This window comes from Sorangium aterium, assembly GCF_028368935.1.
GTDB lineage: Bacteria > Myxococcota_A > Polyangia > Polyangiales > Polyangiaceae > Sorangium > Sorangium atrum.
This window is the reverse complement of sequence record NZ_JAQNDK010000001.1, coordinates 4,004,545-4,030,638: the sequence shown is the minus strand read 5'-3', so window position 1 is coordinate 4,030,638 and position 26,094 is coordinate 4,004,545. Positions and strand designations below refer to the sequence as shown.

General features: G+C 66.5%; 22 protein-coding genes and 1 pseudogene. 14 read left to right on the top strand and 9 right to left on the bottom strand.

Features of this window, described 5'->3' with window-relative positions; genetic code table 11:
- A partial coding sequence (locus POL72_RS14900; protein ID WP_272095889.1) for a B12-binding domain-containing radical SAM protein occupies positions 1 to 665 on the bottom strand: 665 nt, incomplete at its 3' end.
- A gap of 431 nt (positions 666 to 1,096) precedes the next feature.
- On the opposite strand from POL72_RS14900, the gene POL72_RS14895 reads away from it, so the two are divergent.
- Entirely contained in the window at positions 1,097 to 1,399 is a 303-nt protein-coding gene (locus POL72_RS14895) for a hypothetical protein (protein WP_272095887.1), read from the top strand.
- Entirely contained in the window at positions 1,387 to 1,512 is a 126-nt protein-coding gene (locus POL72_RS14890) for a hypothetical protein (protein ID WP_272095886.1), read from the top strand. The genes POL72_RS14895 and POL72_RS14890 overlap by 13 nt, the downstream gene beginning before the upstream one ends.
- Before the next feature lie 225 nt (positions 1,513 to 1,737).
- On the opposite strand, the gene POL72_RS14885 is transcribed toward POL72_RS14890, so the two are convergent.
- Together POL72_RS14885 and POL72_RS14880 are read right to left on the bottom strand one after the other, a co-directional pair.
- Positions 1,738 to 2,028, bottom strand: a complete 291-nt coding sequence (locus POL72_RS14885) for a hypothetical protein (RefSeq protein ID WP_272095885.1) — start codon at positions 2,026 to 2,028, stop codon at positions 1,738 to 1,740.
- Positions 2,029 to 2,052: 24 nt separating this feature from the next.
- The gene (locus tag POL72_RS14880) at positions 2,053 to 2,520 is read right to left on the bottom strand and encodes a transposase (protein ID WP_373372178.1); all 468 of its coding nucleotides are present in this window, start codon (positions 2,518 to 2,520) and stop codon (positions 2,053 to 2,055) included.
- A gap of 828 nt (positions 2,521 to 3,348) precedes the next feature.
- Between POL72_RS14880 and POL72_RS14875 the strand changes: the two genes are divergently transcribed.
- The 3 genes from POL72_RS14875 to POL72_RS14865 are packed head-to-tail and all read left to right on the top strand — an operon-like array spanning position 3,349 to position 10,539.
- Positions 3,349 to 9,363: an RHS repeat-associated core domain-containing protein gene (locus tag POL72_RS14875; protein WP_272095958.1), complete on the top strand. Its 6,015-nt coding sequence runs from the start codon at positions 3,349 to 3,351 to the stop codon at positions 9,361 to 9,363.
- Positions 9,345 to 9,668: a DUF7716 domain-containing protein gene (locus tag POL72_RS14870; RefSeq protein WP_272095883.1), complete on the top strand. Its 324-nt coding sequence runs from the start codon at positions 9,345 to 9,347 to the stop codon at positions 9,666 to 9,668. The genes POL72_RS14875 and POL72_RS14870 overlap by 19 nt, the downstream gene beginning before the upstream one ends.
- Positions 9,607 to 10,539 (top strand): energy transducer TonB family protein, encoded by a 933-nt coding sequence (locus POL72_RS14865; RefSeq protein WP_272095882.1) that lies wholly within the window; start codon positions 9,607 to 9,609, stop codon positions 10,537 to 10,539. The genes POL72_RS14870 and POL72_RS14865 overlap by 62 nt, the downstream gene beginning before the upstream one ends.
- Before the next feature lie 84 nt (positions 10,540 to 10,623).
- On the opposite strand, the gene POL72_RS14860 is transcribed toward POL72_RS14865, so the two are convergent.
- The 3 genes from POL72_RS14860 to POL72_RS14850 are packed head-to-tail and all read right to left on the bottom strand — an operon-like array spanning position 10,624 to position 14,869.
- Entirely contained in the window at positions 10,624 to 12,165 is a 1,542-nt protein-coding gene (locus POL72_RS14860; protein WP_272095881.1) for a hypothetical protein, read from the bottom strand.
- A 38-nt stretch (positions 12,166 to 12,203) separates the two neighbouring features.
- Positions 12,204 to 13,847, bottom strand: a complete 1,644-nt coding sequence (locus tag POL72_RS14855; RefSeq protein WP_272095956.1) for a hypothetical protein — start codon at positions 13,845 to 13,847, stop codon at positions 12,204 to 12,206.
- Between the two features lie 20 nt (positions 13,848 to 13,867).
- Positions 13,868 to 14,869: a peptidase associated/transthyretin-like domain-containing protein gene (locus POL72_RS14850; protein WP_272095880.1), complete on the bottom strand. Its 1,002-nt coding sequence runs from the start codon at positions 14,867 to 14,869 to the stop codon at positions 13,868 to 13,870.
- Positions 14,870 to 15,215: 346 nt separating this feature from the next.
- Here POL72_RS14850 and POL72_RS14845 point away from each other — a divergent pair, with 346 nt between their 5' ends.
- The 9 genes and pseudogenes from POL72_RS14845 to POL72_RS14810 all read left to right on the top strand — a co-directional run bounded on the left by POL72_RS14845 (position 15,216) and on the right by POL72_RS14810 (position 23,053).
- The gene (locus POL72_RS14845; RefSeq protein WP_272095879.1) at positions 15,216 to 16,343 is read left to right on the top strand and encodes an RNA polymerase sigma factor; all 1,128 of its coding nucleotides are present in this window, start codon (positions 15,216 to 15,218) and stop codon (positions 16,341 to 16,343) included.
- A 120-nt stretch (positions 16,344 to 16,463) separates the two neighbouring features.
- The gene (locus POL72_RS14840) at positions 16,464 to 17,360 is read left to right on the top strand and encodes a helix-turn-helix transcriptional regulator (RefSeq protein WP_272095878.1); all 897 of its coding nucleotides are present in this window, start codon (positions 16,464 to 16,466) and stop codon (positions 17,358 to 17,360) included.
- A gap of 193 nt (positions 17,361 to 17,553) precedes the next feature.
- A complete protein-coding gene (locus POL72_RS14835) occupies positions 17,554 to 18,117 on the top strand; it encodes a sigma-70 family RNA polymerase sigma factor (protein WP_272095877.1) in 564 nt (187 codons plus the stop codon).
- The gene (locus tag POL72_RS14830) at positions 18,114 to 18,314 is read left to right on the top strand and encodes a hypothetical protein (RefSeq protein ID WP_272095876.1); all 201 of its coding nucleotides are present in this window, start codon (positions 18,114 to 18,116) and stop codon (positions 18,312 to 18,314) included. Before POL72_RS14835 ends, POL72_RS14830 begins: the two co-directional genes overlap by 4 nt.
- A 571-nt stretch (positions 18,315 to 18,885) precedes the next feature.
- A complete protein-coding gene (locus tag POL72_RS14825; protein ID WP_272095874.1) occupies positions 18,886 to 19,080 on the top strand; it encodes a hypothetical protein in 195 nt (64 codons plus the stop codon).
- Between the two features lie 773 nt (positions 19,081 to 19,853).
- Complete coding sequence (locus POL72_RS14820; protein ID WP_272095873.1) at positions 19,854 to 21,422, top strand: AIPR family protein; 1,569 nt, start codon at positions 19,854 to 19,856, stop codon at positions 21,420 to 21,422.
- Between the two features lie 347 nt (positions 21,423 to 21,769).
- Positions 21,770 to 21,952 (top strand): hypothetical protein, encoded by a 183-nt coding sequence (locus POL72_RS14815; protein ID WP_272095872.1) that lies wholly within the window; start codon positions 21,770 to 21,772, stop codon positions 21,950 to 21,952.
- A 171-nt stretch (positions 21,953 to 22,123) separates the two neighbouring features.
- Positions 22,124 to 22,276: pseudogene (locus tag POL72_RS51690) on the top strand (HNH endonuclease); the annotation flags it as partial.
- 18 nt (positions 22,277 to 22,294) lie between these two features.
- Positions 22,295 to 23,053 (top strand): hypothetical protein, encoded by a 759-nt coding sequence (locus POL72_RS14810; RefSeq protein ID WP_272095871.1) that lies wholly within the window; start codon positions 22,295 to 22,297, stop codon positions 23,051 to 23,053.
- Between the two features lie 315 nt (positions 23,054 to 23,368).
- Here the strand turns inward: POL72_RS14810 and POL72_RS14805 are convergent, their stop codons facing one another.
- The 3 genes from POL72_RS14805 to POL72_RS14795 all read right to left on the bottom strand — a co-directional run bounded on the left by POL72_RS14805 (position 23,369) and on the right by POL72_RS14795 (position 26,018).
- A complete protein-coding gene (locus tag POL72_RS14805) occupies positions 23,369 to 23,692 on the bottom strand; it encodes a hypothetical protein (RefSeq protein ID WP_272095870.1) in 324 nt (107 codons plus the stop codon).
- A gap of 40 nt (positions 23,693 to 23,732) precedes the next feature.
- Positions 23,733 to 24,020, bottom strand: a complete 288-nt coding sequence (locus POL72_RS14800; protein ID WP_272095869.1) for a hypothetical protein — start codon at positions 24,018 to 24,020, stop codon at positions 23,733 to 23,735.
- A 216-nt stretch (positions 24,021 to 24,236) separates the two neighbouring features.
- Complete coding sequence (locus POL72_RS14795) at positions 24,237 to 26,018, bottom strand: recombinase family protein (protein ID WP_272095868.1); 1,782 nt, start codon at positions 26,016 to 26,018, stop codon at positions 24,237 to 24,239.
- Positions 26,019 to 26,094: the final 76 nt, after the last annotated feature.

Sequence of the window (26,094 nt, the reverse complement as noted above, 5' to 3'; positions counted from 1 at the left end):
ACGAGCTCGGCCACGACGTTCTCGGGGCTCCGGACGCGCACCTTCTTCCAGCTCGAGCCGTAGTGCTCGACCAGCGACGGGTTGAAGCAGTAGCTGCAGGGGAAGGGGCACCCCCGGTTGGTGGTGAACGACTTGAGGGGGCGCCGCCGCAGGCTGTCGTCGTACTCGTAGAGCAGATGCCGCGGAGGGAAGGGGATCGCGTCGAGGTCGCGGCGCAGCCCGCGCGCTGGATTCCTGTAGATCTTCCCCTCCGATTTGACCCAGAGGTCCCGGATACCGCGGTGATCGTCGCCTCGCGCCAGCGCGTCGCACAGCTCGACGGCGGCGTCCTCGCCCTCGCCCTGGCACACCACGTCGAGCCCCGGCGTCTGGATCACCTCCGGATAGTAGGTCGCGTGCGGCCCGCCCATCAGCGACACCACCTTCGGGTAATGCTGCTTGATGTGGTGATTGAGGCCGAGATAATAGCGATGGAGCCCGGTCGTCGCCCCGAAGGCGATGACGTCCGGCCCGTACCGCCGCACCTCGGCGAGGACGTCGTTGCCGCGCGTGCCGATGAACTTGCACTCGTGGCCCGCTTGCTCGAGACAGCCCGCCACGTACAGGGCGCCGAGCGGCTCGGCCCCCTCTATCTCCTTGACGATGAAGAGAACCTTGACCCCCATCGGCTGCACCTCCGCGAGCGTCTGTCGATTCGAACGGCGCCTGGCGCGGCGATGGTGCCACGACCTCACGACGGAAGGAAGGCGCCTTCTCCTCCAGCGCGATCCCGACGTCTCGACGTCCAGGCATCGAAATCGTTGGTGGTTGAAGTATCTGCTCTCAGCAGTGATGTGCAGCGAGACGCCGCGCGCTGATACCGTCGGGATTCAAAAAACGCGACGGCGGTAGATAAAATGGGTGGGTTGGTGGGTCGTTGGGGCACAAAAATGTTCGCGATCGACCTCTGCCGTGAGCCGGACGGGACAGGTTCTGGTACATCATATCAAATCGGCGCTGTTGAGTCGCAGCGTCGGGAACCCGTGCAGGTGCCAATCCATGTGGTCGGCGCTCGCACCAACTCGTGCCTTTCTTCGGGCGCGGCGTGGAGAACACGGTGAACCCCGAGCAACACACGCATCGCTGGCCTCTCGAGCTTTTCGGCTCACACCTCAGGTACGCTGCGCCGCTCCTGCTCGCGTTCGTCGCGGCTTGCAACGGCCAGATCGGCGGGCCCGGCCAGTCCACGGGCGCTGGCACAGGCCCCGGCGGGGACGAGCCTGGGATCGTCGAACCCCCGGAAGACGTGCTGGATTCGGCGTTCTGCCAGACGCCGAGGCCCGGTACCGCGCCGCTCCGCCGTCTCAGCAATTACGAGTACGCCAACACGGTGAAGGATCTAGACAGATGGCCCGGATAGGGGACGACGCTGCGTTCTGGAGGCGCGTCGACGATCTGCTGGGCTTCCTCGTCGAAAACGCGATCCTGCCTGCCCGCGTCCGGCAACGGATTGCCGAGGCCTGGCACAACTGATGGCCATTATCCAGTCCGTACGGAAACCCATCAGCTAGCCTGGGCGGCAACACAGCGTCCCGCCCTGTCGGTTTCGTCACGCGGGGTCCGCCGGGTACCGCGCGCGGCACTCCAGCGGCTCGGCGAGCAGACCGAGGTGGCTCAAAATCTTCCTCGCCGTCGCCTTATCCGTGATCGCGGCCATGAGTCGCATCCGTCCGCTGCATCGCGGGCACGCGAGAACATCTACGGCGTAAGTCCGCCGCGAAAGCTTCGACCATTCGACGCGAGGCGACGTCGCCAGAAGGAGCCATGCAGCAGCCGATCAAGGTGCCGGACCGAGATCCCCTCCGACACGAACCCAACATCGGCCGACGGCAGCACAGCGCCCAGCGCAGTCGACACCCGCTCGCGCTCGACCTCGCCATGCACCATCGTCAGCAGCGCCCCAACCACCACGTCCCGAGCGCCTCGCTCCGACACTGCCGACGGCGCCGCGTCGCTTCGCTCGTCTCCTTTGCGCAACGGCTTCGCCATGCCTCTCGCCCGCCCCTTCGACGCCTAACTCGTCGGCATGGGCGTGATCGTCGTCTTCTTGTCATCGCTGCCCGCGCTATCAGCTCCGGCGCGCTGGTCGCCCTTACACGCCTTCCCCGTCGCCTTCGGTACCACGACGCTGCGTTGCTTCGCATGCGGCGCGAGCACACCGTGGTAGCGCACCAGCGGATGGCGCGGCGGCGGCACCAGCGCGGCGAGCCTCGCGAGAAACACAATCGGCATCATCACCCGATGCGTTCCTTTTCGCCGCGGGTACTTCACCTGATAGGCCACCCGACCGTTGCGGAGGATACTGAGCTGCCCCAAAGCGAAGCAGGGACGCGCGCGATACAGGACGAGCCGCTCGCGCCCCTGGTCGTCGTAGCCCTCGATGCGCACCGCCGCCTCGACGTTGAAACCATCGAGCTCCACCGTGAGCGGCCCATGGCGCTTCGGCTCGAACCGCGCTTCACCTCCATCGTCCGGCGGCACGACGGTCTCGTCCTCAATCCTCACGAACTCGCCCCTGCGGAGCGCGACCTCAGCGCAAGCGTCAAGCGCACTCCGTTCCGGCGCTTCGTTCGAGCGCTCTTCGTTCGGGCGCTCGTCGAGCAGGCCGCGCTTTCGGAGCCAGCGGAGCGTGCGCTCTCGGACGCGCTGCACGATGTCCTCGAGCTCCTCGTCCCCCCACCGCGCGCCTGGGCTACTGTCGGGCGTCGCGATCGCTGTCGTGCGCGCTGATCTCCCCTACTGGGTCAATCCACTCAATCTCGGGCTGTACGAGGCGCCGCTGATAACAGCGTGCTTGGCCGTGGAGGAAGTGTGCGCACCGTCACGCACGCTTTCACGCTCGGACTACGCTCTCCTCGCTGCGGCTTCGTCATGGACGGCCAATCGCGCCTCGACGAGGGCAGCTGTGGTGCCCGCCGCGTGCACGTCGAACAGGCATAGATGCAGTCACGAATGCCTCGACCTCGGCATGGTTGCCGCGGTTCGGCATGAGCGCAGCGCTTGACGCGGATCCGCGGCGTGCGCTACGACGGAGACGACGGGCTCTGCCTCGACGGCCAGCGCCTCGTCCCCGTGGGACAGGCCCCGGGAACCATCGAGTACCGCACGTTCCCGGATACCTTCGTCAAGGTGGTCGGTCACTACCCTCCGGAAGGCGGTGCGCCCGCCGAGGCGCTCTTCTTCGAGGCCTATCTGCCCACCGGCCGCGTCGTCGAGTACGGGCGCACCGAGGGCAGCAAGCCGCTCGCGCGTGGCAGCGTCCCGCGCGCGTGGCTCGCGAACGAGGCCCGTGACGGCCGCGGCAACGCCATGACGTACGCGTACTGCCTCGCAGAGGCCGAGGACGGCCATGCGGCCGAATATGCGGTGGACGAGATCCGCTACACGAGCTTCGAGGGCGCGCCGTCGCTGGAGCCTTCCCGGGCGGTGCGGTTCGTCTACGGGAACAAGGACTCGGCCGCGGTTCGCACGGGCTACTCGGGCGGCATGGCGCTCCAGCGCTCGCTTCGCCTGGAGGAGATCCAGATGCTCGGTCCGGGCGACGCGCTGGTCCGGAGCTACGGTTTCCGCTACGAGCTGAGCCCGACGACGAGCCGGACGCTCCTCACCCAGGTCGAGGAGTGCGCGAGCGACGGGGTCTGCAAGCCCCCGACACGGTTTCAGTACAGCCGCGGAAAACCCGGATTCGAGCGGCTCACGACGGACATCGACAAGCCGGTCTCCGAGAAGGCGAGCCCGATGGTGTTCGACATCGACGCCGACGGCCTCGACGATCTCGTGATTCCGGACATCGTCGCGGGGTCTAGCACGCCGTCGCATCCGATCACCGCGTGGGGGGTGGCGCGCAACCTCGGGCCCCGCGCCTCGCCATCCTTTCTCGCGGCGCCGGAGCTCGCCTTCCTCCAGGATTGGCTGTTCGTCGCCGATCCGGATGGACCGTCCGACCCGGCCCTTCTTCAGCCCGAGCTCGGGACGGTGCTCGATTACAACGACGATGGGCAGATGGACGTCTTGCTCCACGACGTCTTCGACACCAAGACCACATGGCACGTGCTCCTGTCCCAGCCGGACCGGACCTTCGCGCTCCATGACACGGGCATCCGCCGGCCGTTCCCGCTCGGGGTCACGCCTACGCCCCCGAGCCTGATCAGCCCCGGCGCCTCGGTGCACCTCGCCGATCTCGACGGCGACTCGGTGCCGGATCTGATCCAGTGCCAGGACCACGCCGAGGAGCTGGTACCGAACCCGCTCTCCGCGGTGTGGTCCGTCCACCTCTGGAGGCCCGCGCGTGGTGCGACGCCCGCGGGATTCGACCGCACGGGCGAGTCGATCGAGCTGCTCACCGGCTATCCCTGCCCGATGGAGCTCCACACGCTCGACATCGACGCCGACAGCACGATCGATCTCATCGTGCCCTCCGTGAGGTTGTTTGGTGACGGGACGGCCCTCATCGGAGAAAGCTACGAGGCGATCATGCGCCGGGGCGAGGGACGCTGGGGGGTCATCGACACCAAGCTCCCTGTCGTGCCGCGGGGGGGCCGCGTTGTCTTTCTCGACGTCAACGGCGACGGCCTGCCCGATGCCGTCGAATCCGGCTTTAGCGGCCAGCTCTACACCTACGTCAACACGGGGTCGACGTTCGTGATATCGCCGTTCCGGACCGTCGACGCGTTCAGCTTCGGCGATCTGCTGGGGGTCCCGGACCAGGACGCGCTTTTCCGCCTCGCGGTGCCGCTCGACTTCAACGGCGATGGACGGCAGGATCTCCTCATGCCCGTCCCGCCAGGCATGCTGCTGAGTGGCTCCAATGTCCTCCCCTCCTGGGCCGTCCTGCAAGCGACGGGCGACCTGGCGGGGCCGCCGTTCAAGCTCGTCGACGCAGGGGTTCCTTTCGAGGCCAAACTCGGTGACGCGATCACGCTCGCCGATCCGCGCGGGCCGCGCACCGGCGATCTCAACGGGGACGGGGCCCAGGATGTGATCCTGCCGCTCGGCGGTGTGTTCAACGTCTTCCAGAACCTCTCGGCCGACCAGGATCTCCTGGTCGCGGTCTCTGACGGGATGAACGCGCACGAGCCGACCGAGCCGGGCTTCGTGCCCAACGTGAGCATCTCGTACGGCCACCTGACCGATGCGCCGGTCACGAGCGGAGGCGCGGAGGAGGATCCGGACCGGAGGAGCGCGCTCTACGTCGCGCGTTCCGGCGCGGCGGACGACTGCGGCTATCCGCGGCGCTGCGTCGTGGGCCCCCGCCGGGTGGTCAGCGCGTACGCGCTCAACAACGGCGGGGATCGAGCAAGGCGCTTCGAGGTCGGCTACCGCGACGGGCGCTACCACCGGCTGGGCCGCGGATTTCTCGGGTTCGGCGAGCGGATCGTCACCGACCTGGATACGGGTGCCGTGACGATCGACGTCTACGACCACGTCACCTTCGACGACGAGCTGCAGGTCTTTCCCTTCGCGGGGAGCGTCCAGCGGACGTGGCACGGCGCTCCGGGGCTGCCCAGCCAGCCCAGACCGGAGCAGATCGAGCTCTCGTTCAGCGACGTGACGCGGACGCTCGTACCGACGAACGACGGCGCGACGTACTTCACGCTGCCCACCGAGCGCCGGGTGAGGCGAGCGCAAGGGGTCTATCCGCCCCCGGGCGGCGCGGTGCCCTCCGTCGAGGCGTACGTGCGGGAGATCGGGCGAGGCGGCGACGGCGCGACCCTGCTGCGCGACTCGGTATCGAAGGTGACGGACTTCGACAGGTTCGGCAACGTGCGCGCCGAGGAGGTCTCGACGGATGGCGTCGACCTGACGCTCAAGGTCACGCGGACGTTCAAGAACGACACCGAGCGCTGGGTCCTCGGCCAGCTCGAAACGCAGAAGGAGTGCAGCGCGGCGGCCGGGATGTCGCAGTGCCGGACCCTCTCGCGAACGACCACGATCTACGGCGAGGTGGAGACCGAGTCCACCGAGAGCGACGACGGCCTTCCGGACACGAAGCTGACCCTCAGCTATGCGCGCGACGACTTCGGGAACATCACCGGCGTCACGGCGGAGGACGCCTTCGGGCACAAGCGCACATCCAGCACGGACTTCGACGAGGAGGGCATGCTCCCCGAGAAGTACGTGAACGCGGCCGGGCACACCACCCTCGTGGAGTTCGACGACGCGCTCGGCGTGCTCCTCAAGCGGGTCGATCCGAATCAGCTCGTGACGACGTGGGCGCATGACGGTTTCGGACGGCCCGGCCGCGAGACGCGCCCGGATGGCACGACGACGACGGTCGCGCTCTCCCGCATCAATGACGGCGGCCCGGCGCAGGATGCGTGGCGGGTGAGGCAGCGGAGGATCACGACCGGCGGTGCCGACGATACGGTGGAGTTCGACAGCCTCGGCCGCCCGATCCGATGGCTAGGGTATGGGCCCGAACCGGAGCCGTCGGAGGGCTCGGGCGATGCGAAGCGCATCATGCAGGAAGTCGTGTACGACGCGCTGGGCGAGCACATCGCGCGGCGCTCGGTGCCGGTCAGGGAGGACACGCCCGAGAGCGGGATCCTGTACGATCGCTATGAGTACGATGCCGTAGGCCGCGAAGTGCGGCATACGACGCCTTGGAACGCGACCACGACGACGGCATACGATGGCCTGCAGGTGCGCGTCACCGACCCGCTCGATCATGTGACGGTGACCGAGCAGGACCCGCTGGGGCGCATCAAGACCATCACCGACGCGGCCGACGGGATCACCCGTTACGCGTACGGCCCCTTCGGACTGCTGCATACGGTCACCGATCCGGGCGAGGCAGTGACGCGCGCGACGCGCGACGCATTCGGCCGCGTCCGTCAGCTCGACGATCCCGATCGGGGCACGACGGTCTCGATCCATGACGGCTTCGGCGAGCTGATTTGGTCGACCGATGCGCTCGAGCGAAAGGCCACCTGGACGTACGACGCGCTCGGTCGACCCCGCTCGCGCGTGGACCAGGACGGTGCCGAGAGCCTGACGACCACGTGGACCTGGGACACCGCGGCGCATGGCGTCGGCAAGCTCCATACGCTCGCGAGCCCGGACGGGGAGAAGACGTACGGGTACACGGGCCGTGGCCAGCTCGACACGATCGCGCTCCGCATTGACGGCGAGCGCTCTCCCCTGGAGGCCAGGCTGGGTTACGACGAGCTCGGCCGCGTCGAGACGGTCACGTACCCGGCGCCGGCCGGCGCGGCGCCGTTCGTCGTGGCCCACGATCGCGACGCGCACGGCCATGTGCTTGCTGTGCGCGACAGCGGAACGAACCTCGTCTACTGGCGCTTGGCCGACGTGGACAACGCGGGGCGCTTCCGGGAGGAGGTGTTCGGCAACGGAGCCGTCACGGAGCGGACCTACTTCGCCGACAAGCAGCGCCTGAGGCACATGGCGACGCAGAGCGGCGCTGGGGAGGTGCAGGACCTGGACTACGGGTTCGACGATCTCCTGGATCTCACGCGCCGCACCGATGCGCTCCAGCCCGAGAACACGACGGAGCGCTTCCGGTACGATTCGCTCCATCGGCTGACGTGCGCGTACTTCAGCGATATCGAGAGCTCGGCGGCGCCCTGCGCGCTCCGCTACGACTACCGCCCGAACGGCAATCTCACCTTCAAGTCGGACGTCGGTGACCTCTTGTATGACGACCCGCTGCACCCGCACGCGGTCACCGGCGCGGGTACGGACACCTTCGCGCATGACGCTGTCGGCAATCAGACCGCGCGGCCCGGTGGCACGACGGTGCGCTATACGCCGTTCGATCTGCCGGAGCGCATCACGCAGGGCGCGAGCACCATCACGTTCGGCTACGACGGCGACCAGCAGCGGATCCGCAAGACCACCCCGGAAAAGGAGACGCTCTACTTCGGCGACCTGTACGAGCGGGTCACAGAGGCGGTATCGGGCGCCGTAGAGCATCGGTACCATGTCCATTCGCCGGAGCGTGTGGTAGCGATCGTGACCCGGGGAGGCTCGGACGACGGCACCCGTTACGTGCATGTCGATCACCTCGGCTCCGTCGATGCGCTCACCGACGAGGACGGCGACGTGATCGAGCGGCGGAGCTACGACCCGTTCGGACAGCGCAAGAACCCCGTCTGGGGAGAGCGCCCGCCTGCGTCGTTCCCGAGCGAGACAACGCAGGGGTTCACAGGGCACGAGAGCGACGACGAGCTCGGGCTTGTGAACATGAAGGGCAGGATCTACGATCCCAGGATCGGGCGGTTTTTGACGACGGACCCGATCGTGTCGATCCCGTCCTTCGGGCAGAGCTGGAATCCGTACAGCTACGTGCTGAACAACCCGCTCGCGTACGTCGACCCAGGTGGCTTTCAGCAAGCGCTCCCGCAGGCTGGGCCCCCGCCGGTCCGCGCGGACTTCACGATGGAAGAGCTCGGCCTCGACCCGATCGTCATCGACGTGGGCGGCCAATGGCCGGAGAACGAGCCGCGCGCCGACACCGATACCAATACCATGGCTGCCGAGACGGGCGGCGCCGTGCCGCCGATCGACGTCAGCGTGCTCGGGACGAGCGCGGGCTTCGTGCCCCAGCCAGCGCTGTCGTGGACGGAGACCACGAGCCCCGCCAGTCTGGTCGGCGAGAGCTTGCTCGGCGCTGCCGAGGGGACGGGCGAACTGGCGCTCGGTCTCGCGCGATCGCTGGTCCTGAATGCGGTTACGCTGGGCGGCTACGGCACCTACGCGCTCGGCCGCGCGATGTGGGACGGCTACCAGGACGACGGCGTTCTCGGCGCGCTCAATGCCGTCAACCCGCTCTACGAAATTGGGCGCAATGGGGTCGACACGGCCCTCGCCATCGACCGGGAGGATTATCGGGCAGCGGGTGCGGCGGGGGTGAAGACGATCCTCCTCGGCGCGGCGACGGTGTTCGGCGCGGGGAGGGGGCTGGGAGCGCTCGCGGAGGAGTCGACGGCTGCGGCGGGAGCCGCAACGGTAACACCGAGAGCGTACTCGGTCGCGTTCGAGACCGCTATCCCGAAGGCCGGGATCGGCCGATACCCTGCGCACTTCGCGGCAGCGAATGAGAATTTGCTTCGAGCGATGGCTGATCCACAGCTTGCGCCAATGATTCGTCAGACCATAGGGCAACAGTTTGAGAGCACGATCCTGAGTCCAACAGGCCGCGTTCTTGGAAGATCACCCACGGGGTGGACATGGCATCATGTTCCCGGTAGACCTGGCGTACTTCAGCTGGTTCCGAGCGAGCAACACGCGTCGGGTTCGGCCTGGCAGCATCTACTTCACCCAAACGGACAGGGAGGGATGAGTGAATGGGGACACCTCTACTAAAAGAAATTCTTCAAAACTGGCAAAAGTACGAGCCCGATGAGGATATTTATGTTCCATCCGGAATAGACGTTACCTTGGACACCATCGTTACCATTCTTCCGTTCGATCGACATCGTCCTCGGATGTTCGAAGGTCTCGAATACGTCTTGAGCTTTGAGCAAGTCGGGGACGCCATCGTCGGGCTCGAGGCCCAGCTTCGACGCGAGACGTCGGCAGAAGAGCGGCTCGCAGCAGTTCTGCATTATGCGCGACATGACGCGTTCATCGATCCCCAGCACCTGCCGGTGGGTGGATTGCGCGAATGAATCGGCTCGTCGCGAGCAAGCCGACCAGCTCCAGGTCGTCGGCCCGATGCTGCGCAACGCGCCCGTTGGCCTGCTCTACGTCGAGGTGCCCTCCCTTGCCTCTGAGTTCGCCCAGGGGCTGCGTGCGCCGTCGCGGTTCCGCCCGAAAGCGCGCGCTACGCTCCCGCCGGTCTTGGCCGAGAAGTACGTGAAGCGAGATTGTTCGTATGCTCGATGGCTTGACCGGAGGGCCTTGCGCCCAAGCGTTTTGCCATGGTCACGCAGCAAGCCATGCGTCGCACTGAACCTCTTGACGATGGCAGCGCTCGGGATGTCATGCTCCACGACAGCGCCTTCGACAAGACACACTGTCTCCCATCACCGACTGACCGTCGAAGAGTGGCGAGCCACACAAGCGCTGGACGATGTTTATGTCCCCGACGTCAAGGCAGGGAACACCGCCGCGCTCGGCGGGGCACGTGTTCCCTTTGCCCTCTATATCGTTTCCATGCACGAGCGCCTCCACGAGGTATATGGGGAGGAGTTGACAGCCGCGCGCGAGGCGAACCCCGAGCTCCGCGACGCGGCAGATCTCGCGGTGTTGATCGAAATCGTCGTCAATCAGGCGGATGGCCGCCTCGCGAAGCTGGGCGTCGCCAAATCCAGTGGATCCGTCGTCTTCGATGTGGTCGCGCTCTCGGCATTGCGACGCGCAGCCCCCTTCGACGTGCCACCACCTTCGATCTCGTCCCCGGGCGGCAAGGTCTATGTGCACTGGACTTTTCATGCCGATCCGTATCAGGCATGTAGTCCCAGGAATGCGAGACCATTCCTGCTCGCCAAGGCACCTTCCTCGACGACTGCCACGAGCGCATCCAAGCATGGGCCTTAGAAAAGCGCCCAACCAAGGAGAGGGTTCGCGTGAGGCCGTGGAGGTCGGCGCGGCGGCGCCGCCGGTCGACGGCAGCACAACAGGCTATTCGGGAAACCGAAGCGTCTCGACCTTGATGCCGTCCTCCCCCATGATCGTCTCGCCCGACCAGTCCCAGCTGATGCCGCCCTTACCCGGCGGACCGAGCTCGTAGGTGACGCCCTCCAGCGTGAGCTGGTCCTCGTCGAGGTAGGCGATGCCGATCGAGTCGCCGCCGCGCCCGGGGCCGCCGTAACCGCCGTCGCCCCCTCGCCCGCCATCGCCACCCTTGCAGGACCACGAGCCGTCCCCCACGGCGCCGCCTAGTTCGCCTCGGCCCCCTTCGCCGCCTTCCTCGGGCTTTCCGCCGTCGCCGCCTGGACCCGCGTCGATGGTCGTGATGACGCTATCGCGCAGCGTCAGCTTGGCATGAAGCGCGACGATGCCGATGGTCGGGTGCCCGTTTTCGCCCGCTCGGCCGCCCCTGCCACCGCAGCCGCCAGCGCCGCCGGAGCCACCGCCGGCGCCTCCCTTGGAGCCCACGCCGCACACGGCGAGTTCGCCTCGACGGCCGCCGCCCCCGCCGCCACCTTGGCCCGGCATGCCCCTGCCGCCGTCGCCTGCCCAGTCGCCCTCCCACCCTGTCTCGGTGATACGCCCGATGCCCTGACCCGCGGCGCCGACGGTGCCGTACAGGCCGGAGATCCCGTGGTGTCCACCGCTGCAATGGGTGCCTGGCACGTCCCCGCCGCCTCCCCGCCCATCATGCCCGGAGTTTGGAGTTTGCGACGGCTCCCCGTCGTCCCCGTCCTCCGCGCCGTCGGGGAGCCCGTCGCCTCCCTTGCCGCCAACGCTCGGAATTCCGCCGTCGCACCGATTCACCACCGCCGAGCCGCCGGGCACGGTGTCTGCCGAGCACGCATCGCCGCCGTACACGCCATCCGGTCCGATCGCTGCGTGATTTAGCCCGCCCCATTTCTCGCCATCGTGACCTGCCCATCCGTACGACGTGCGAACCTTGCTCCGGATGAGCTCCACGGCCGTGCCGGATTGCACGAGCATTCCGATCGGGCCGCCCGACTGGAACCGCAAGTCGACGATCGTCGATACCCCGTCCGCGGCTCCCGTATCTCCGGCGCTCGCCGGTACGACGGTCAGAGCGATCCCGTCGGTAGCTGCGATCTGAATCAGCGAGCGCGTGTCGAGCATGCGCTTCCAGCTGATGCAGCTGAAGCCGCCGATGAGATCCACGCCGGAAGGCAGCGTGAGGGGCCCGAAGAAGCCGTCGGCGCATGCGAACACGCGCCCTCGTGCGGCACGCGCGAGCTCCACGGCGCGCTGCAACGTGCGCACGGGCCGCTCCTTCGTACCCGGGTTCGCGTCGTGGCCGTCGCCCCAAACGCCGGCCACGAACACCCCGCAGCCATCCTCCCACACGTCCGCGGCGAGGCGCTCGAGACAGAACGACTCTGGCGGCGCGTCACCCTGACACGACGAGGTGCCGTCGCAGCCCGTTCCGCCCGGCTCATTGGGGCCCGGTGCGGTACCGCAGCCGGCCGCGACGAGGAGCAGCGCGGGGGACAGATAGATCGCTCTTGTGGTTCGCATCGTTCTCCCTCGATGTCGTGTCGTGCATGGGGGGACATTCAATGGGGCGGTGGGGGATCGGGGACGTCGAATTGACGGTAAGGCATGGAGTCGCCTTGCAGGCCCCTCCCGACGTGGTCATCAGGCGCTGCATTGCCGGCCAGACCCCCGTCACCGCCCGTTCCGGCCTTCGCGGGCGCGTCCGGCCCGAAGGTCACGGAGGCAGCGATGGACGCCACGCCGTACGAAGGGCCGCCGAGGCCACCTCCGGCATCGCCTCCGCGGCCGCCGTTGCCTCCCCCGCCACCTCGGCAAGCGACCCACATCTCGGTTCCAAATCCGACCCCACCCCAACCGCCCTGACGCCCAACGCCGCCCGGTTGGCCCGTCCCGCCGACCCCACCGCTGCCGCCGTCGCCCGCAAACACCTCCGTCCGATCGAGCGTCAGCGCGCTCTCCTGCAACGCCATGATGCCGATACTCGCCCCGCCATAGCCGCCGCCCTTGCCTCCCTGGCCGCCGCAGCCCCCGCTTCCTCCCGAGCCGCCGGCCGCCCCGGCCTGAGGTCGGCTCGCCGGGCACGCCGTCATCTCGCCTCGCGATTTGCTGCCGCCACCGCCGCCGCCCGCCTGGCCGACGCCGCCCTTTTTCCCGTCCTCACCCCGGACGCCGATCCAGCCAACGATGCTGAGCTGGCCTATGCCCACCGCGCCGGCCGCGCGACCGCCGTCAAGGCCGTCCATCCCGTCTGCGCCAGCACTGCAATGCGCGCTCCCCGCGCCAGTGCCTCCAAGGCCGTAGCCTTCTGGATTCTCCGCGGGCACCGGCTGCCCCGCAGCGCCATCGCCCCCCGATTCAATGTCGCCGTAGCCCCCAGGTCCGCCCGTCGACTCGATGCCGTCGTCGCACACCGTCATGACGGGGTCAGCACCTTTCGCGAAGTCCGCGGTGCAGGCGTCCGCGCCGTCATTCCCCCGTACGCCGCCGTTGGCCGGTTCGCTGCGCGCGTCCTCTCCCGGCTCCCCATCCTTGCCGTTGCCCGCGATGACCTGGCTGTCCCGCACGATCGCCCTGGCCCTGGAGCTCAGGAGCATCGCGATCGACGACTTGCCATCGTCCGCGGACGCATCGGCCGCCTCGACGCGCACGCCGAAGATCACAGACTCCGCGTCGTCCTCCGCGAGTTCCGCATCCTCCACTCCGAGGACCCGCAGCGGGATCCCCCCCGGCGGAGCGATGATCGTCGGGTGATCCGGTCCTCCAAACGACCCCTCATACGACCAATCGCCGCCGTCGTCACAGAAGCGGCTGCCCCAGAGGTCGACCCCGGAAGGCAGCGTGACCTGCTCCTCGAACAACCCGCTGCACGCATACACGCGCCGGGTCGGCGCCTCGCCGTTGCCTCGTCCGCCCGCGGCGATCCCGATCGCGTGTTGCAGGGTCTTCACCGGTGCGTCCTTCGTGCCAGGGCTCCTGTCGTCACCCGACAACGGGCTGACGAATACGCCGCACTCGTCGAGCGCCATTGTCGTCGCTGGGTCGCCGTCACAGAAAGTCGGCTCAGGCGCGGGGGCGCACTCCATCACTTCCCAGCAATCGTCGCGGTACGAAGTGCAAGCTAGCAGCGTGCTGCTCGCTCCCCACGCACAGACCACGCCAGCAACGGCGGCGGCCAACGCTCTTCGGCCTTCCCGTGGCCGCATCCCCTCGGTACCCGGCATGGTCACCACACCCCCTCGATCCTCACGCCCGTCTCGTGCCCGGTCACGACGGGCGATACATTGACCCGATCCAGAGCTGGCGTGCTTCCCAGGAAGGAGAAGTCGGTGAAGAAGGACGCGGTCGTGGCCGCGCCGATCACACCGCCCGTGATGACCAGGGCCGTACCCACCCGGTCGGACAGGTTGCGCGCATCGCGCAGGCGCCGCAGCTCGCCGCACGGCGAGCGCTCTGGCGCTTGCCAGCACATGGACGAGCTCGATCTTGGGTCGCTCTTGAGCTGGTCCCGCCGAGCGCTCATATCCTGGTCGAGCTTGCTGGCGCTGATCATGAGGATGGCGCCTGTCGACACGGTGCCCGTCGCGAGCGTGATTCCCACGACACGCAGCGTCCCTGGCCAGGAAGCCCACGGGCTGGGGGCCTGCGCGCGCGGAGCGGGCAAAGCGCGCACGGGAGTCGGCGTCGCGGTCGCGGTCCCCTTGGCGCTGCTCGCCTCCTTGGTGCCGCTCGCCGCTGCACACAGCAACGGCATCGTGAACTCGTGCTCCGCGCCCGCCACGGCGCGCAGCGAATGAAGCCCGTCCTTGCAGCCCGGTGCACGGCCCCGCACCATGTGTTGGCCCGGCTCCAAGAACAGCGTGTAGGTCCGCGCGGTTCGGCCGATGCGCTTGCCGTCGATGAGCACCTCGGCGTCGGGCGGATCGACGCCGAGCACGAGCCGCGCGATGTGCGGCGCTGCGTTGCGCTGCCCTGCCTCGAATCGCTGCTGGAGCGCTTCTGGCAACTCTTCGCGCTGTTCGAGGCTCCTGGCCAGGTGCTCGGCCGCGTCGCGGTACTTGTGCAACGCGAGCTCGCAAAGACCGAGCTCGCCTGCGAGCTCCGCGCGCTCTACCTCGGTGCTGGTCGCCGCGTCTGCGGCCTCGAAAGCCGCCTTGTAGGCTGCGTATGCCTCGGTCCACAGCCCGGCTTTGCGCGCCCTCCGACCACGGCGAACATGCTCCTTCACCGTCGACCCGTCGCTCGGTTCCGCCTTCGGATGGATATCGTCCGCACTGGACGAGTTCGGGAAGCCTGTTGTGACCCCGAGCGCAAGAAGAATCGAGAGCGAATGCGCAATGCAACGCATGCCGCGACGGTACCGACGCCGGCTGCTTGGCGTCAACCGGCAGAAACCGCCACGTCTCGGCGGCTTCGGTGGGAATTGGCGGTCGGATGAGGGAATGCGTTCAATCATCCGTCAGACATGGCCAACCGTAGCCTAAGCGACTACACGGCGGCACACTCTCCGACCGAAGTTGCTCCTCGCCTCATTTTTCTGAACCTTTTGGGCCGCCTCACGTGTGCTGCTTATCGTGGCCAAGCCAGCGACCGTCTCCCCCGGCTTCGAGCTCTTCCGGCGCCTGGCCAGGCGCCACGGTGTACCGGCGCGAAACGCCGAGGATATCGCCCAGGAAGCGCTGCTGCGGGGGCTCGACGCGGACCAACGGATCGAGCCGGGCGGAGATCCGGGGCCCTACCGCGTCACGATCGCCGTCAACCAGGCGCGCAATCACGTCCGGGACGCGCGCTGCCGCGGCGAGGTGCTCACGTCGTTCGATGAGTGCGAGATCCGAGATGAGTGCCCCACGCCGGAAGAGTTGCTCCGGAGATGGCAGCGGGAAAAGCTCACCCGGGAGCTACTCGACCAACTCGAGCCCAAGGACCGGGAGCTCGTGATCAAGCACGACTTCGAGGACATCCCGCTCGCCCAGATCGCCGCCGAGCAGGGGGTCCCGCTCGACACGGTGAAGACGCGACACCGGCGGGCGCTCAAGGAACTCGAAGTGCAGGGCGGACGGTGGCGGGCGCGGCAGCGCTCTCATGGATGGGACGACAGCGCCTGCGTGCCGCTCGCGTTGGGGTTCCGCCGTCGCGCGTGGGTGGCCTCCCTGCGCCGTCTGGGCATAAGGATCCTCGTTCAGGCAGCGCTCGTCCTGCTGACGGGCGCGCTCGTCTCCGCGGTGCCGCCCTTGCCCGACCTGGAATCGTGGATCAGGGCGGCGGCGGTCCGCGCCCCTGCCACCGCGCCCGCGGTGCAGCACGCCATGGCGCCCCCCGTGCGAGAGGGCGCCCACAGCGCCGCGGGGCCCGCCAGCGGAGACGGGGCGCCCGACGCCGCGGCGCCCGCCGCGGCAACAGCGCACGAGATCTCGTCGCGCACGGAACACGGAAGCGCGCACGGCGAGGCGATGGCGAGCGGCACGCCCGCTCCCTCGAACGCGAAGACGACAAGTCACCGGGCCGCGCCTCCGACGAGCGCCGTTCGACCGACCGCCAGCGAGGTCGAGAGGAGCCTGGTCAACCAGGCGCGGAGAGCCATTGAGGCCGGCGACGTCATGGCCGACGTCGAGGCTCGCCGGCTGCTCGAGGCCCACGCGCGGCAGTTCCCGCGAGGGCGGCTCGCCGCCGAGCGCGAAGCGCTGTTCAGGCAGCTTCGCTGAATCGTCGGCTACCCATCAACAGCTAGGCAGGCGGGGACAGCGGTGCTGCTTTCGCGCAGCGCAACGCCGAGATCCGCCTTGCGTCGGACAACAACGCTCAGGTCCAGGAGGCGAAAGTTCATGGAAGACATGTTGGGGGCGATGTGGCTCGTGTCGCCGCTCGGGCTCGCGATGATCGCGTGCGTCGCGATCGGCTTCGCGGTCACCGCGCGCGAAGCGCTGGGACGAGAGCGCGGGCTTCGCGAGGCGCGCGAGCACGCGCACGATGACGAGGAGGCCGCCCTCACCGATGCGAAGGAGCAGGCAGCGGGGGAGCGAGACCGATACCGGCGCCTTCTGGACTGTCACGTCGATGCGGCGCTCGCCGAGCTGATAGACGCCCGCGCGCGCCCCGTCCCCTGGCCAGGAAGGGTCCTCGAGTCGTTCTGCGCGACGATGCCTTCGTGGAGGAGAAAGCTGGCCGAGAGCACCGGGTTGGAGCCGAGGGAGGTGGAGCGGTTGCTGAGGAGCGACCTCCCGATGACGCCCGGCCTCGCGCGCCAGCTTGAAGCCTTCACCGGCACGCCCGCGCGGTACTGGGAGCGCCTGTGGCGGCTACACGACGACTACCGAACGGACGCAGAGGAGACCGTGGTGATCCCGGTCGGCGAGCCCGTGACCAAGCGCGAGAGCTCGGCGCGTCCCGCGTCGTCGCGGGCGCCGAGCTCGGCGCCGTCGACTCCGCCGACGATATCTCCCCGCGCGCTCGACGTTCCTCCGCCGGTGGTGCCGTCTCCCGAGCTTGCGGCCAGGAGCCCGCGGGCGAAGCTGCCGCCGCCTCCACTGCCGCGGCTTCGGTCGCCGCTCCCTGCCCGCGCTGCCACGGGGGCGGAGCTCGCCCGGCGCGCTGGGACGCTGACGAGCTTCCCGGTACGGCGTGACGAAGGGGGGGCGAGCTCCGCCAACGGGTCCGATTGGGAAGACGCAGAGCGCTCTCCGCTGAACACGACACTTCCGGGTGTAGGGAGCCATGGATGAGCGCCGCCGCGCTTCGCAGCTACACGCCCTCAGGAGCCTGCTGGCGAGCATGCCGCCGCTGCGGGAACTGAGCAGCTACGGCTGACGTCTTCCTTTGGTAGCGGACAGCGAACACCGCGAACCGGTGCCGGATGAGTGCGGACACGGGGCATCATTAGCGCACGGGCGATCGCTTGCGGGGGAGGGTAGATCCATGGGTCGTCTGTCGAATGAAGACGAGCGAGCCGCCGCGCACGCGCGCTTGTTTTGCCCGGCGCAGGTTCGTGCCGTGCTGGGCTGGCTGAGGAGGCTGGGGGTCCCACGGTGCCATCGTACCGACGTCGCAGGCCAAGTCTGGCTCAACGCCTGGGAGAGCTGGCCCAGGTTCGATCCGAAGCGCGGCAGGCCGGAACGCTGGTTGAACGCGATCACTGTACACGCTGCCTCGCACTATCACGAGCGTATGCGGCACCGCAGGGAGGAGCTCGTCGAGCGGATCGATGTGGCCGATCCAGCGCCGGATGCCGCTGCAGCGATGGAATTCGACAGCATCAGGACCGGTACCATCGACGCGGTGAACGCGCTTGATCCGAAGCTGCGCTTTGTTCTCGTGGCACATGATCTCAACGGAGTCTCGATGGCCCAGATCGCCGAAGAAGCAGGGCTACCACTCTCTGTGATTTACAAGCGACGCACCAAGGCGATCGGTGCGCTGCGCGACATCATCGGACTTCGGGAAAACGCGGAGGACTTCGCCCGGAGAGTGGGGCCGCAATGACCATCAAAGGCCTGGTTGTTCACTTCCGGCGCGACTCGGACGATCACGAGGCCGAGCGAACAATCGACGCTCTCGTGATGATCAAAGGGGTTAGCAAGGTGTCACCTATCGCAGTCGGTTACGAGGACGACGTGAACCGGCAGCGGGTCAAGCGAGAGCTGCGCGACAAGCTGCTCTCGCTTCTGGACGACGAATAGACGTCGAATTCGACGCTGGCGAACCCGGGTCCGAGGGAGTCAGGGCCAGGGGTGCCACCGAGCCCGCCGACCCGTGCCTCAGCCTCCGCGTCCCCGTCACTGCGGGGCGCACCGACCTTGCGCTCGAGGTGGCATGGGCGCGCTCAGGGGGCGCCACCGGGAGATCCCTCGGCTCCGCTCGGCAGGCTGGCCGCAGCGTCCAGGAAGAGTTCGGGCGGCTCCGTTGGCTTGCGGAGCAACGGACGCCCGAAAAGGCACATTTTCGAACATCACGCACAGTATCTCTCACCTTTGACGACCCCGCAGCGCGCCCGCCGAGCTCCGTGCACCACACGGCGGATCTGGCCCTCCGCGGCACCACGTCGCGGCCGCAGCCCCGGTAGAACGGGTGGCGGAGGTAGCGGTGGGCACACTCCATCGGGGTCGCCTTCACAGCGATGCCGGCGTCTGAGGAAGGGGACCGGAGGGACATCGACGGTCGCCTCGACACTGGCCGCACGAAGTTCGCGGCTCATGCGAGAGCCGGCCGCTCGGCCGCACCGTCCGACCGCTCCTCTGGTACATTCGCAGCGTGCGTCCCGCTCGCTATCCCTGCTCTGCTGCCGAGATCCTCCGTTCCGTTCCGCAGCGGGACCGCACCCTGCTACTCAAGCTTGGCCTCAACCTGGACAACCCCGCCCACGCGGAGTTCTTCGTCGAGGGCGTGCGTGCCGCGGACGACGCCATCGCGGACCAGGTGCGGTGGGAGCGGGAGCGGCTGGGCTGAGGGCCGCCCGTTCCGTTAACTGCGGCAGCGCATCGATCGCCGGCGCGGCCCAGACCTCGCATCCTGACCGCCCGCCGAGGGCTCGTTCCGCATCGCCCCGGAGCCCCGGACCCAGCGCCGAGGGCGACCCTTGTAGCCCCCGCGTCCGGCACGTCTTGCACCGGGTTCGATTCCCGGCGCCTCCACCAAGAAGACACGGCGAGAGCCGTGTCTTCTTGCTTTGCTTTTGTGTGCCCTGCGTGTGACCTGATAAATTTTGGCGACTTTGGATTTTAGGCGGGCCCTGGGTGAGCGGGACCACCGGGAGCGGGCGCGGTAGGTGACGCCAGGGTACGGGGCTCCACGGAATTCCACGGCGGGCACCAGGGCAGCGGGATGGATCCCGGGTCCGAGTCTGCGGCGCCAGATCCCGCCAGCAAGGCCTGCGAACGGACGCGGCAGGTCTGGGATGCGGGCAACGGGATAGGTCCTGCCCTGCCGGCCGGCCGCCTGCCCCGGCCGCAGCCCCCTGCCGGACGGGCTCCTCTTGACACGGAACGGTATCTCGGATGGCCTTGCGGATCGGGGTAGCCATGGGATAGCCGTAGTGACAGCGAGGATCAGAGAGATACCGCCGGACGCGTCCACGAGGCAGAGGGAGCCCGCTGTAGCCCGCCAGCGACGCAGTTGGAACGCATGCTTGTACATTATCAATATAGACACATGACCATGGTCACTCCAAGTGAATACCACTCATGTTGTGAGCTGCCATCATCACCCGATCACGGAGCCGTATGACGTCCCGCAGACTGCCCGATCTCCGAAATCACATAGATGCGTCTGTAGCAGAACTAGCGCGTAGAGCAAGAATTTCAACCGATCGAGCATTCGGCGCCTGGTACGCAATTGATATTCTCGATATCGACGAGGATTCTGCTCTTGAGGGCGCATCTCTCGACGGCGGCGAGGACCAAGGGGTAGACGTCATACTTATCGATCATCCCAACGCACGGGTAATCGTGCTCCAGGCCCACAAGCCGACAAATCCAGACAAACTAGCTCCCAAATCCAAATGGGACGCGCTCGTCGCCTCAACTCCAGCCATTCTCGATCCACGGGCGTTCCGCGATGCAGGACGAGTAGACGCAGCGGACCTGCTGCAGGAGGTCCAAAACGTTCTACAGGGTGACGACGGCTCAGCTTACTCTATCGAAATGGGCCTTGTAAGCCTTGGACCGAAGTCCGATCAAATCGAACGCGCATGCGCCGTCACCAACAAATCGAAGCAGTTTTCCAATATTCGATTTTTCTATGATTCCATAGATGAAATTATCGAGAAGTTTGCAACACTGCGCTCTTCCGAGAAAATGGTACTCGAAGATGAACTCGAATTTTCGAGTGAAATATTCCACGATAGCGGCGACTTTGGAAACGCCATCGTCGGCAGCGTAAGTGGCGCAGAACTGGGACGTCTTTATCAAAAGCACGGAAAAACTCTGTTCGAAGGAAATGTGCGGCTATTTATTGGATCCAGAAAAGGAGGCATCAATGAGCGGATGATCGAAACCGCCAAAACAATCCCCGGAACCTTCTGGGCCCTTAACAATGGGATTACAATTGTTGCCAACACGGTCGAGCCGATAATCGATAGACCACGCACGTTTCGCCTCCGGCGCTTTAGTATTGTCAACGGATGCCAGACGACGGTTTCAGTTTGGAATGCTGGCGCACCCCCTAACGCTCGCGTGCTCACCAGAGTTGTCGCAGCGAAGCCAGCAATTGTAACCGACATAGTTCGCTACAACAACACCCAGAATCCTGTAAAGATCTGGGCGGTACGCTCAGTCGATCCCATCCAAGAGAGGCTCCGAAGCGCATTCGAGCGGATTGGAATTCAGTACGCACCCAAGCAAGAGGGCAGTCGACGGAAGCGAGATTCAGAATCAATAATAGAACTGGACAAAATCGCGCAGTACTTAGCATCGGGCGACTCGGAAGCGATCATTGATGCCGTAAAGGAAAAGCAAGAGCTATTCGATCGGCACTACCAAAGACTATTTCCTCACACCATTGCCCCCGAACATGTCTACCTTTTTTGGCTGCTTGGGAATCAAACTGACGAGGAGCGTCAGGCGAAACTCAGCGTGCTTCATCCCAACGACGACGACGACAAGGCTCTCGCCGGGCTGCTGGGAATCAGTGGCACATACTGGGGGTTGCATTGCGCAGCCAGACTTGTGGAAGAGCTGAATCGTATGCCGCACGGGATCGACCTTGAAACCATGGCCACCCCCCGAATTTCAGAACGCCCTGAGAAAATATGCGATCGAGGGGCTGCAGCTCTTTACAGAGCTGGCGATTGACACATTCGATCCTAATGACCACCGCAGTGTCCGCGCCGCCTTGCGCTCGCCCAATTTTCTAAAGAAAATCGACCAAAAAATCGCACTTCGAATCAATCGATACAAGAGCGGCCGAAAGTTGCCTGATCTGCGCGCAGCTGCAAAGTCCGCTCCGTCGAGACCGGAATCTATCAGTGATGCAGCGGGGAAGGCGAAGCCGTCGCGCACGAAGCCCAAAAGACGCTCATGACGTAGACGAGTGAGGCTTCGGTGGATACCACGAACGGAGCGCTCGGGGCCGCGACAGGGGTCTGCCCCCCGGTCCCACGCCACGCAACCGGCGTCCCCGCCCCATCGATGTTTCGGGCATGATCGACCCTGACAGCCTCGCCGCCATCGCCGAAGCTGTTCTCGCGGAGGAGGACGAGACCCTCTCCCTGCCCGTCGCTCCTGGTCTCGTCCTGGAGCTCGCATACGACGGCTGCGGCCTGTTCGCCGCGACCTGGCGGGCTGGGTCATGGAGGCGGGCGCTCGAGATCGGGGAGGCGTGATGCCTCGCGGCAGGCGTGCCTCGCGTGCCTCGCGGCAGGCGTTCCTCGTTGCAGGCGGGATCTGGGGACACCACGTACAGCTATAGCGGAACGGCTCAGGAGCCCCCCGCCGGGAGCACGGCGGCCAGGCGGTCCCGTGCGGGAGCACCTCAGACCTGCTACAGAAACCGCATGCGATGCATATTTTGCAAGCAGCCATCTGGCACCTCGCGAAGCGTAGAACACATCATTCCAGAATCTATTGGAAACAAACGACATGTACTACCTCGCGGCCTGGTCTGCGACGGATGCAATAACTACTTTTCTCGCAAAATAGAAGGCCCCATACTGTCGCATCAATCCATGCGAAACTTGCGTGCATGGTACCGGGTTCCTAACAAAAATGGCGACCACCCATCGCTCACAGGCGTACTAATCGGACCTGATATCGACATATCCTTGCGCGTGACGCCGCACGATGAACTGGATATTCGTCCCGAGCGAGGACGGGACATAGATAGATACGAAAAAGCTCTTCAACACAACGACTCAAGGGGTGAGCCAAGCCTGTTCGCATTCCCAATCGATAGGGATCCACCTCAGCGAGAGATGGCTCGATTCCTAGCAAAAATGGCCCTAGAGGCTCTCGCGCTATGGGTCCACGACAGTCCGACCGGACTCGACAACCTGATCGACTCGCCTCACTTTGACCGAATACGACATTTTGCGCGTCGCGGCGACAACTTCGACGAGTGGCCATATGGTCGACGACGCATATTTCCGGAAGAAACACTGATGCGCCATCCGATTAGCGGCGAATGGGTTCAGGCAGGATTCGGCTATGACCTATTTCTAACCAAGCGACGCGAAACATTCTTTGTGTTCTGCCTCTATGGCGTTGAGTATGTAATTAACACCGGCGGCCCATCTATTGCTGGGTACAACGAATGGCTGGCCGACCACCACGGCATCAGCCCTTTCGTTGAACGGCATGGAATGAAGCTAATGGCAGGCATCGAAGGCGACCCTTCTAAGTTTTACTTGGTTGGAATACCGGATAGCCGCGAATTCGACCGCCCATTAATCGCTGCATTTCGAGATGCTTCTGTCGACGACGGGTAGTGACGCATCAACACGGCCGCCACACCACCGTATGGCAGGATCCAAACACGGTCGGCGCGGCCCAGCCGACTTGATGATGGCGAAATGTAGCCCTGCAGAGGTGGTTCCGCTGGCGACTCCGCTCACCTGCTCGCCGTCGCCGATCTGGCGGGGAAGGCGAGGCTCAGCGCAAGCAACGCCGCCGCTTCAGCACAGTGGCGAGGCGTATCCGCCCCCGGCGGAGCCGTGAGAACGCCGTCGCGACGGGCATCCCGAGGTTCTGAGCGACCTCGCTTGCCTGCTCGCCCCCGCCCGACATGGAAAGGAAAGTGGGGTCTACCGGAAGCGACGCCACTTCTTGAGCACCGTCGCGAGGCGGAGACGGCCCCGGCGTAGTCGGGAGAACGCGGTGCCGACCGGCAATCTGAGGCGCCGGGCGATGTCGCTGGCCGTTTCGGCCGCCCCCACGAGGATCAGCACGCGGCGCTCCCGGGGCTCGACCAGCAAGAGGTACTTCAGAAGGGCGCGCGCCTCGATCTCCTCATGAGGGGACGGCACCCGGCCGACGACGTGGGCCAGCGGGTCCGGGACAGCGACCTCCCGGCGGACGTCGCGGAATTTCCGCGGATTTCGGTGAGCTGGCGGACGATCGTGACGCATGGCTCGTCCGCACACTGGTGAAGCCCTGCTCGTTCGGCGCTCACCGATGTGCGGCTGTCGTACTAGCCTGGTGGCCGGCGATGCCGATCAGCCAGCGCTGGAGGACGCGCCGCGGATGCAGCCCGGGCTCCGGGCGGTACCTCCCCTCGCGAACGGCCACGACGGCGCCGATGAGGCACTCCTGGAGCACGTCGTCGCGATCGGCGGCGGGCACGCCGGACCTGGCGAGCATGGCGCGGATCAGCCCGCTCTCAGCGAGGATCGCCTCGGGCGGGATCGTGATCCGCGGCGGTCGTTTCGGTGCGGCGGGCGGGCGCTTGGCCCCCACCGCGGGTTCTTCACCCAGCCCTCCCGCGTTCAGCCGGGCCAGCGGGCGGTGAGGAGCTTCCTGGAATAGCGGGCGACCAGGGCGGGCACTCGGCAGGACTATCGACTGGATCTTGCTCGCCCCTCCGGTGCGGCCGACAGGTCGAGCAGCTGACCGATCGTGTCCGTCCGGGCGTTGGTCTGGCCCGGGAGGCGCGTCGCGAGACGCTATGCGGCGTCACCGGGCGCCTTGCGGCGCAGAACGGTGCTTTTCCAGTACGGTGGCCCCCGGTTGGGAGAGCGTGCTGGAACATCGGTCGGCTCGCCGAGCGCGGAGAGGAAGCGGGCGATGTTCCGGGGCTCGGTCACCATGGCGACGAGCTTCATCCGCCCCTTGCAAGTTGGGCACTCGAGGACATCGATCCTGCGAACGTAAAGCCGAAAACCGGCCGGAGAGCGGGATCGCGTGCTCGATAGCGACGTGGTCGCCTGTCACGACGACACGCTCGATCAGCAGCCGGACGAGGCGTTGCCGCCCTGCAAAGTCCAGCTTATCCAGTCCTTCCCGCAGCGTCGCCGCAAAGGCCGTCAGGTCGTCGGCCAGCTGATTGAGCCGAGTTCGGTCCTGGTCCTGGGCCGCGATCTCCTCGATGCGAACGCGCACCGCGCGCTGCTCGGCATCGAGGCGATCGCGCCGCGCCTTGAGCTCCTCGACGGATATCGCGCCGGCCTGATAGGCGTCGACCAGCCGTTCGACTTGAGTCTGGAGCTTGCGCTCGGCGCTCTCGAGACGGGCACGGTCACGGCGACTCTGGTCCTCTCCCGCGCGGCTCGAACGCCATGCCTCAACCTCTTGCAGCAGCATCTCCGGGGACTGAATCCACGATACCAGCGCGTCCCATACCACCGCATCGAGCTCGTCGCGACGGATGTACTTGGCTTTGCACCGCTTGTCATGGCCGCGCACTTCGGCGAGGCGGCGTCGGCATCCATAATAGAAGTACTCGTAGGGCACGCCGGACCGCGGGGCCTGTCGATGGCCCTCCATGCGCCACCCGCATTCACCGCAGACGACGAGCGACCGGAGAAGGTAGTCGTGCTTGAGGTGCCGCGGCGCCTGCCACCGGTGCTTCGCGAGGATCGCGCGGACCTCGGCTTGCTCCTTTTCGTCAACGATCGAAGGGACCGGAATGATGAGCCACTCCTGCTTGGGACGGAAGCGGCTGGAGCTCTTGAGGTGCTTTCGGTAGGAACCCGGCTTTTTCGGTCGTGCCGGTTCGACCGACATCCGACGACCGTAGGTCGCCATGCCAGTATAGGTGGGGTCGGTCAGCACCCCATAGACGCGGCCCTCGGTCCACCGCGCCGCCCTGCGAGGACGTATCCCCTGTGCGTTCAGTCGCCTGGCGACGGCGCGTGAGCTGAGATCCTCCTCGCGCACCCACCGGTACATCGCCCGTACATGCTGGGCTTCGACCTCGTCGATGACGACCGTGCGCCGCAGCCCATCGGCAGAGCGTTCGATGGCATAGCCATAGCGTGCGACAGAGCTGTAAGGCAGCATCTGCCCGGCACGCAGTTTGTGAATACGACCGCGGCGCGTGCGCTCCATGATCTTCGCGCGCTCATACTCGGCGATGATGCCCTGCATCTGCACGAGCAGGCGGTCCTCGGCACGCTCGGTCGCGGGGCATTCGACGAAGTGCACGTGGACTCCGCGGTTCGTCAGCTCCTCGACCAGCACAACCTGATGCACGTAGTTGCGCGCGAGCCGATCGGGAGCATGTACGAGCACCACGTCGATCAGCCCATCGGCCGCTGCGTCGCGCAACGCGTCCAATCCCGGCCGATCGAGGCGAGCGCCACTGATGCCGTCATCGATGTACCGTCGCTCTGCCGGCACCGTGAGCCCCATGGCGGTCGCTGCGTTCTCGAGCGCTTCGAGCTGCGACGCCACCGTTTGCTCCTGTTCCTGCCGCGCCGTCGAGACGCGCGCATAGAGGGCGGCTCGTTGGCTCATGGTCTCTCCTTTCGTTGCTGTTGCTGGCGTTGGGTTCGTTGCTCCTCTTGGCGCCGTCGTCCCCGCTCCTGCGCAG

Excerpts from the sequence above, each read along its gene's own strand:
- POL72_RS14815 (WP_272095872.1), top strand. The coding sequence starts at position 21,770 with ATGATCGACCCTGACAGCCTCGCCGCCATCGCCGAAGCTGTTCTCGCG.
- POL72_RS14810 (WP_272095871.1), top strand. The coding sequence starts at position 22,295 with ATGCGAAACTTGCGTGCATGGTACCGGGTTCCTAACAAAAATGGCGAC.
- POL72_RS14830 (WP_272095876.1), top strand. The coding sequence starts at position 18,114 with ATGACCATCAAAGGCCTGGTTGTTCACTTCCGGCGCGACTCGGACGAT.
- POL72_RS14835 (WP_272095877.1), top strand. The coding sequence starts at position 17,554 with ATGGGTCGTCTGTCGAATGAAGACGAGCGAGCCGCCGCGCACGCGCGC.
- POL72_RS14885 (WP_272095885.1), bottom strand. The coding sequence starts at position 2,028 with ATGGCGAAGCCGTTGCGCAAAGGAGACGAGCGAAGCGACGCGGCGCCG.
- POL72_RS14860 (WP_272095881.1), bottom strand. The coding sequence starts at position 12,165 with ATGCGAACCACAAGAGCGATCTATCTGTCCCCCGCGCTGCTCCTCGTC.
- POL72_RS14805 (WP_272095870.1), bottom strand. The coding sequence starts at position 23,692 with ATGCGTCACGATCGTCCGCCAGCTCACCGAAATCCGCGGAAATTCCGC.
- POL72_RS14855 (WP_272095956.1), bottom strand. The coding sequence starts at position 13,847 with ATGCGGCCACGGGAAGGCCGAAGAGCGTTGGCCGCCGCCGTTGCTGGC.
- POL72_RS14875 (WP_272095958.1), top strand. The coding sequence starts at position 3,349 with ATGACGTACGCGTACTGCCTCGCAGAGGCCGAGGACGGCCATGCGGCC.
- POL72_RS14795 (WP_272095868.1), bottom strand. The coding sequence starts at position 26,018 with ATGAGCCAACGAGCCGCCCTCTATGCGCGCGTCTCGACGGCGCGGCAG.
- POL72_RS14840 (WP_272095878.1), top strand. The coding sequence starts at position 16,464 with ATGGAAGACATGTTGGGGGCGATGTGGCTCGTGTCGCCGCTCGGGCTC.
- POL72_RS14820 (WP_272095873.1), top strand. The coding sequence starts at position 19,854 with ATGACGTCCCGCAGACTGCCCGATCTCCGAAATCACATAGATGCGTCT.
- POL72_RS14865 (WP_272095882.1), top strand. The coding sequence starts at position 9,607 with ATGCGCGACATGACGCGTTCATCGATCCCCAGCACCTGCCGGTGGGTG.
- POL72_RS14870 (WP_272095883.1), top strand. The coding sequence starts at position 9,345 with ATGGGGACACCTCTACTAAAAGAAATTCTTCAAAACTGGCAAAAGTAC.
- POL72_RS14890 (WP_272095886.1), top strand. The coding sequence starts at position 1,387 with ATGGCCCGGATAGGGGACGACGCTGCGTTCTGGAGGCGCGTCGACGAT.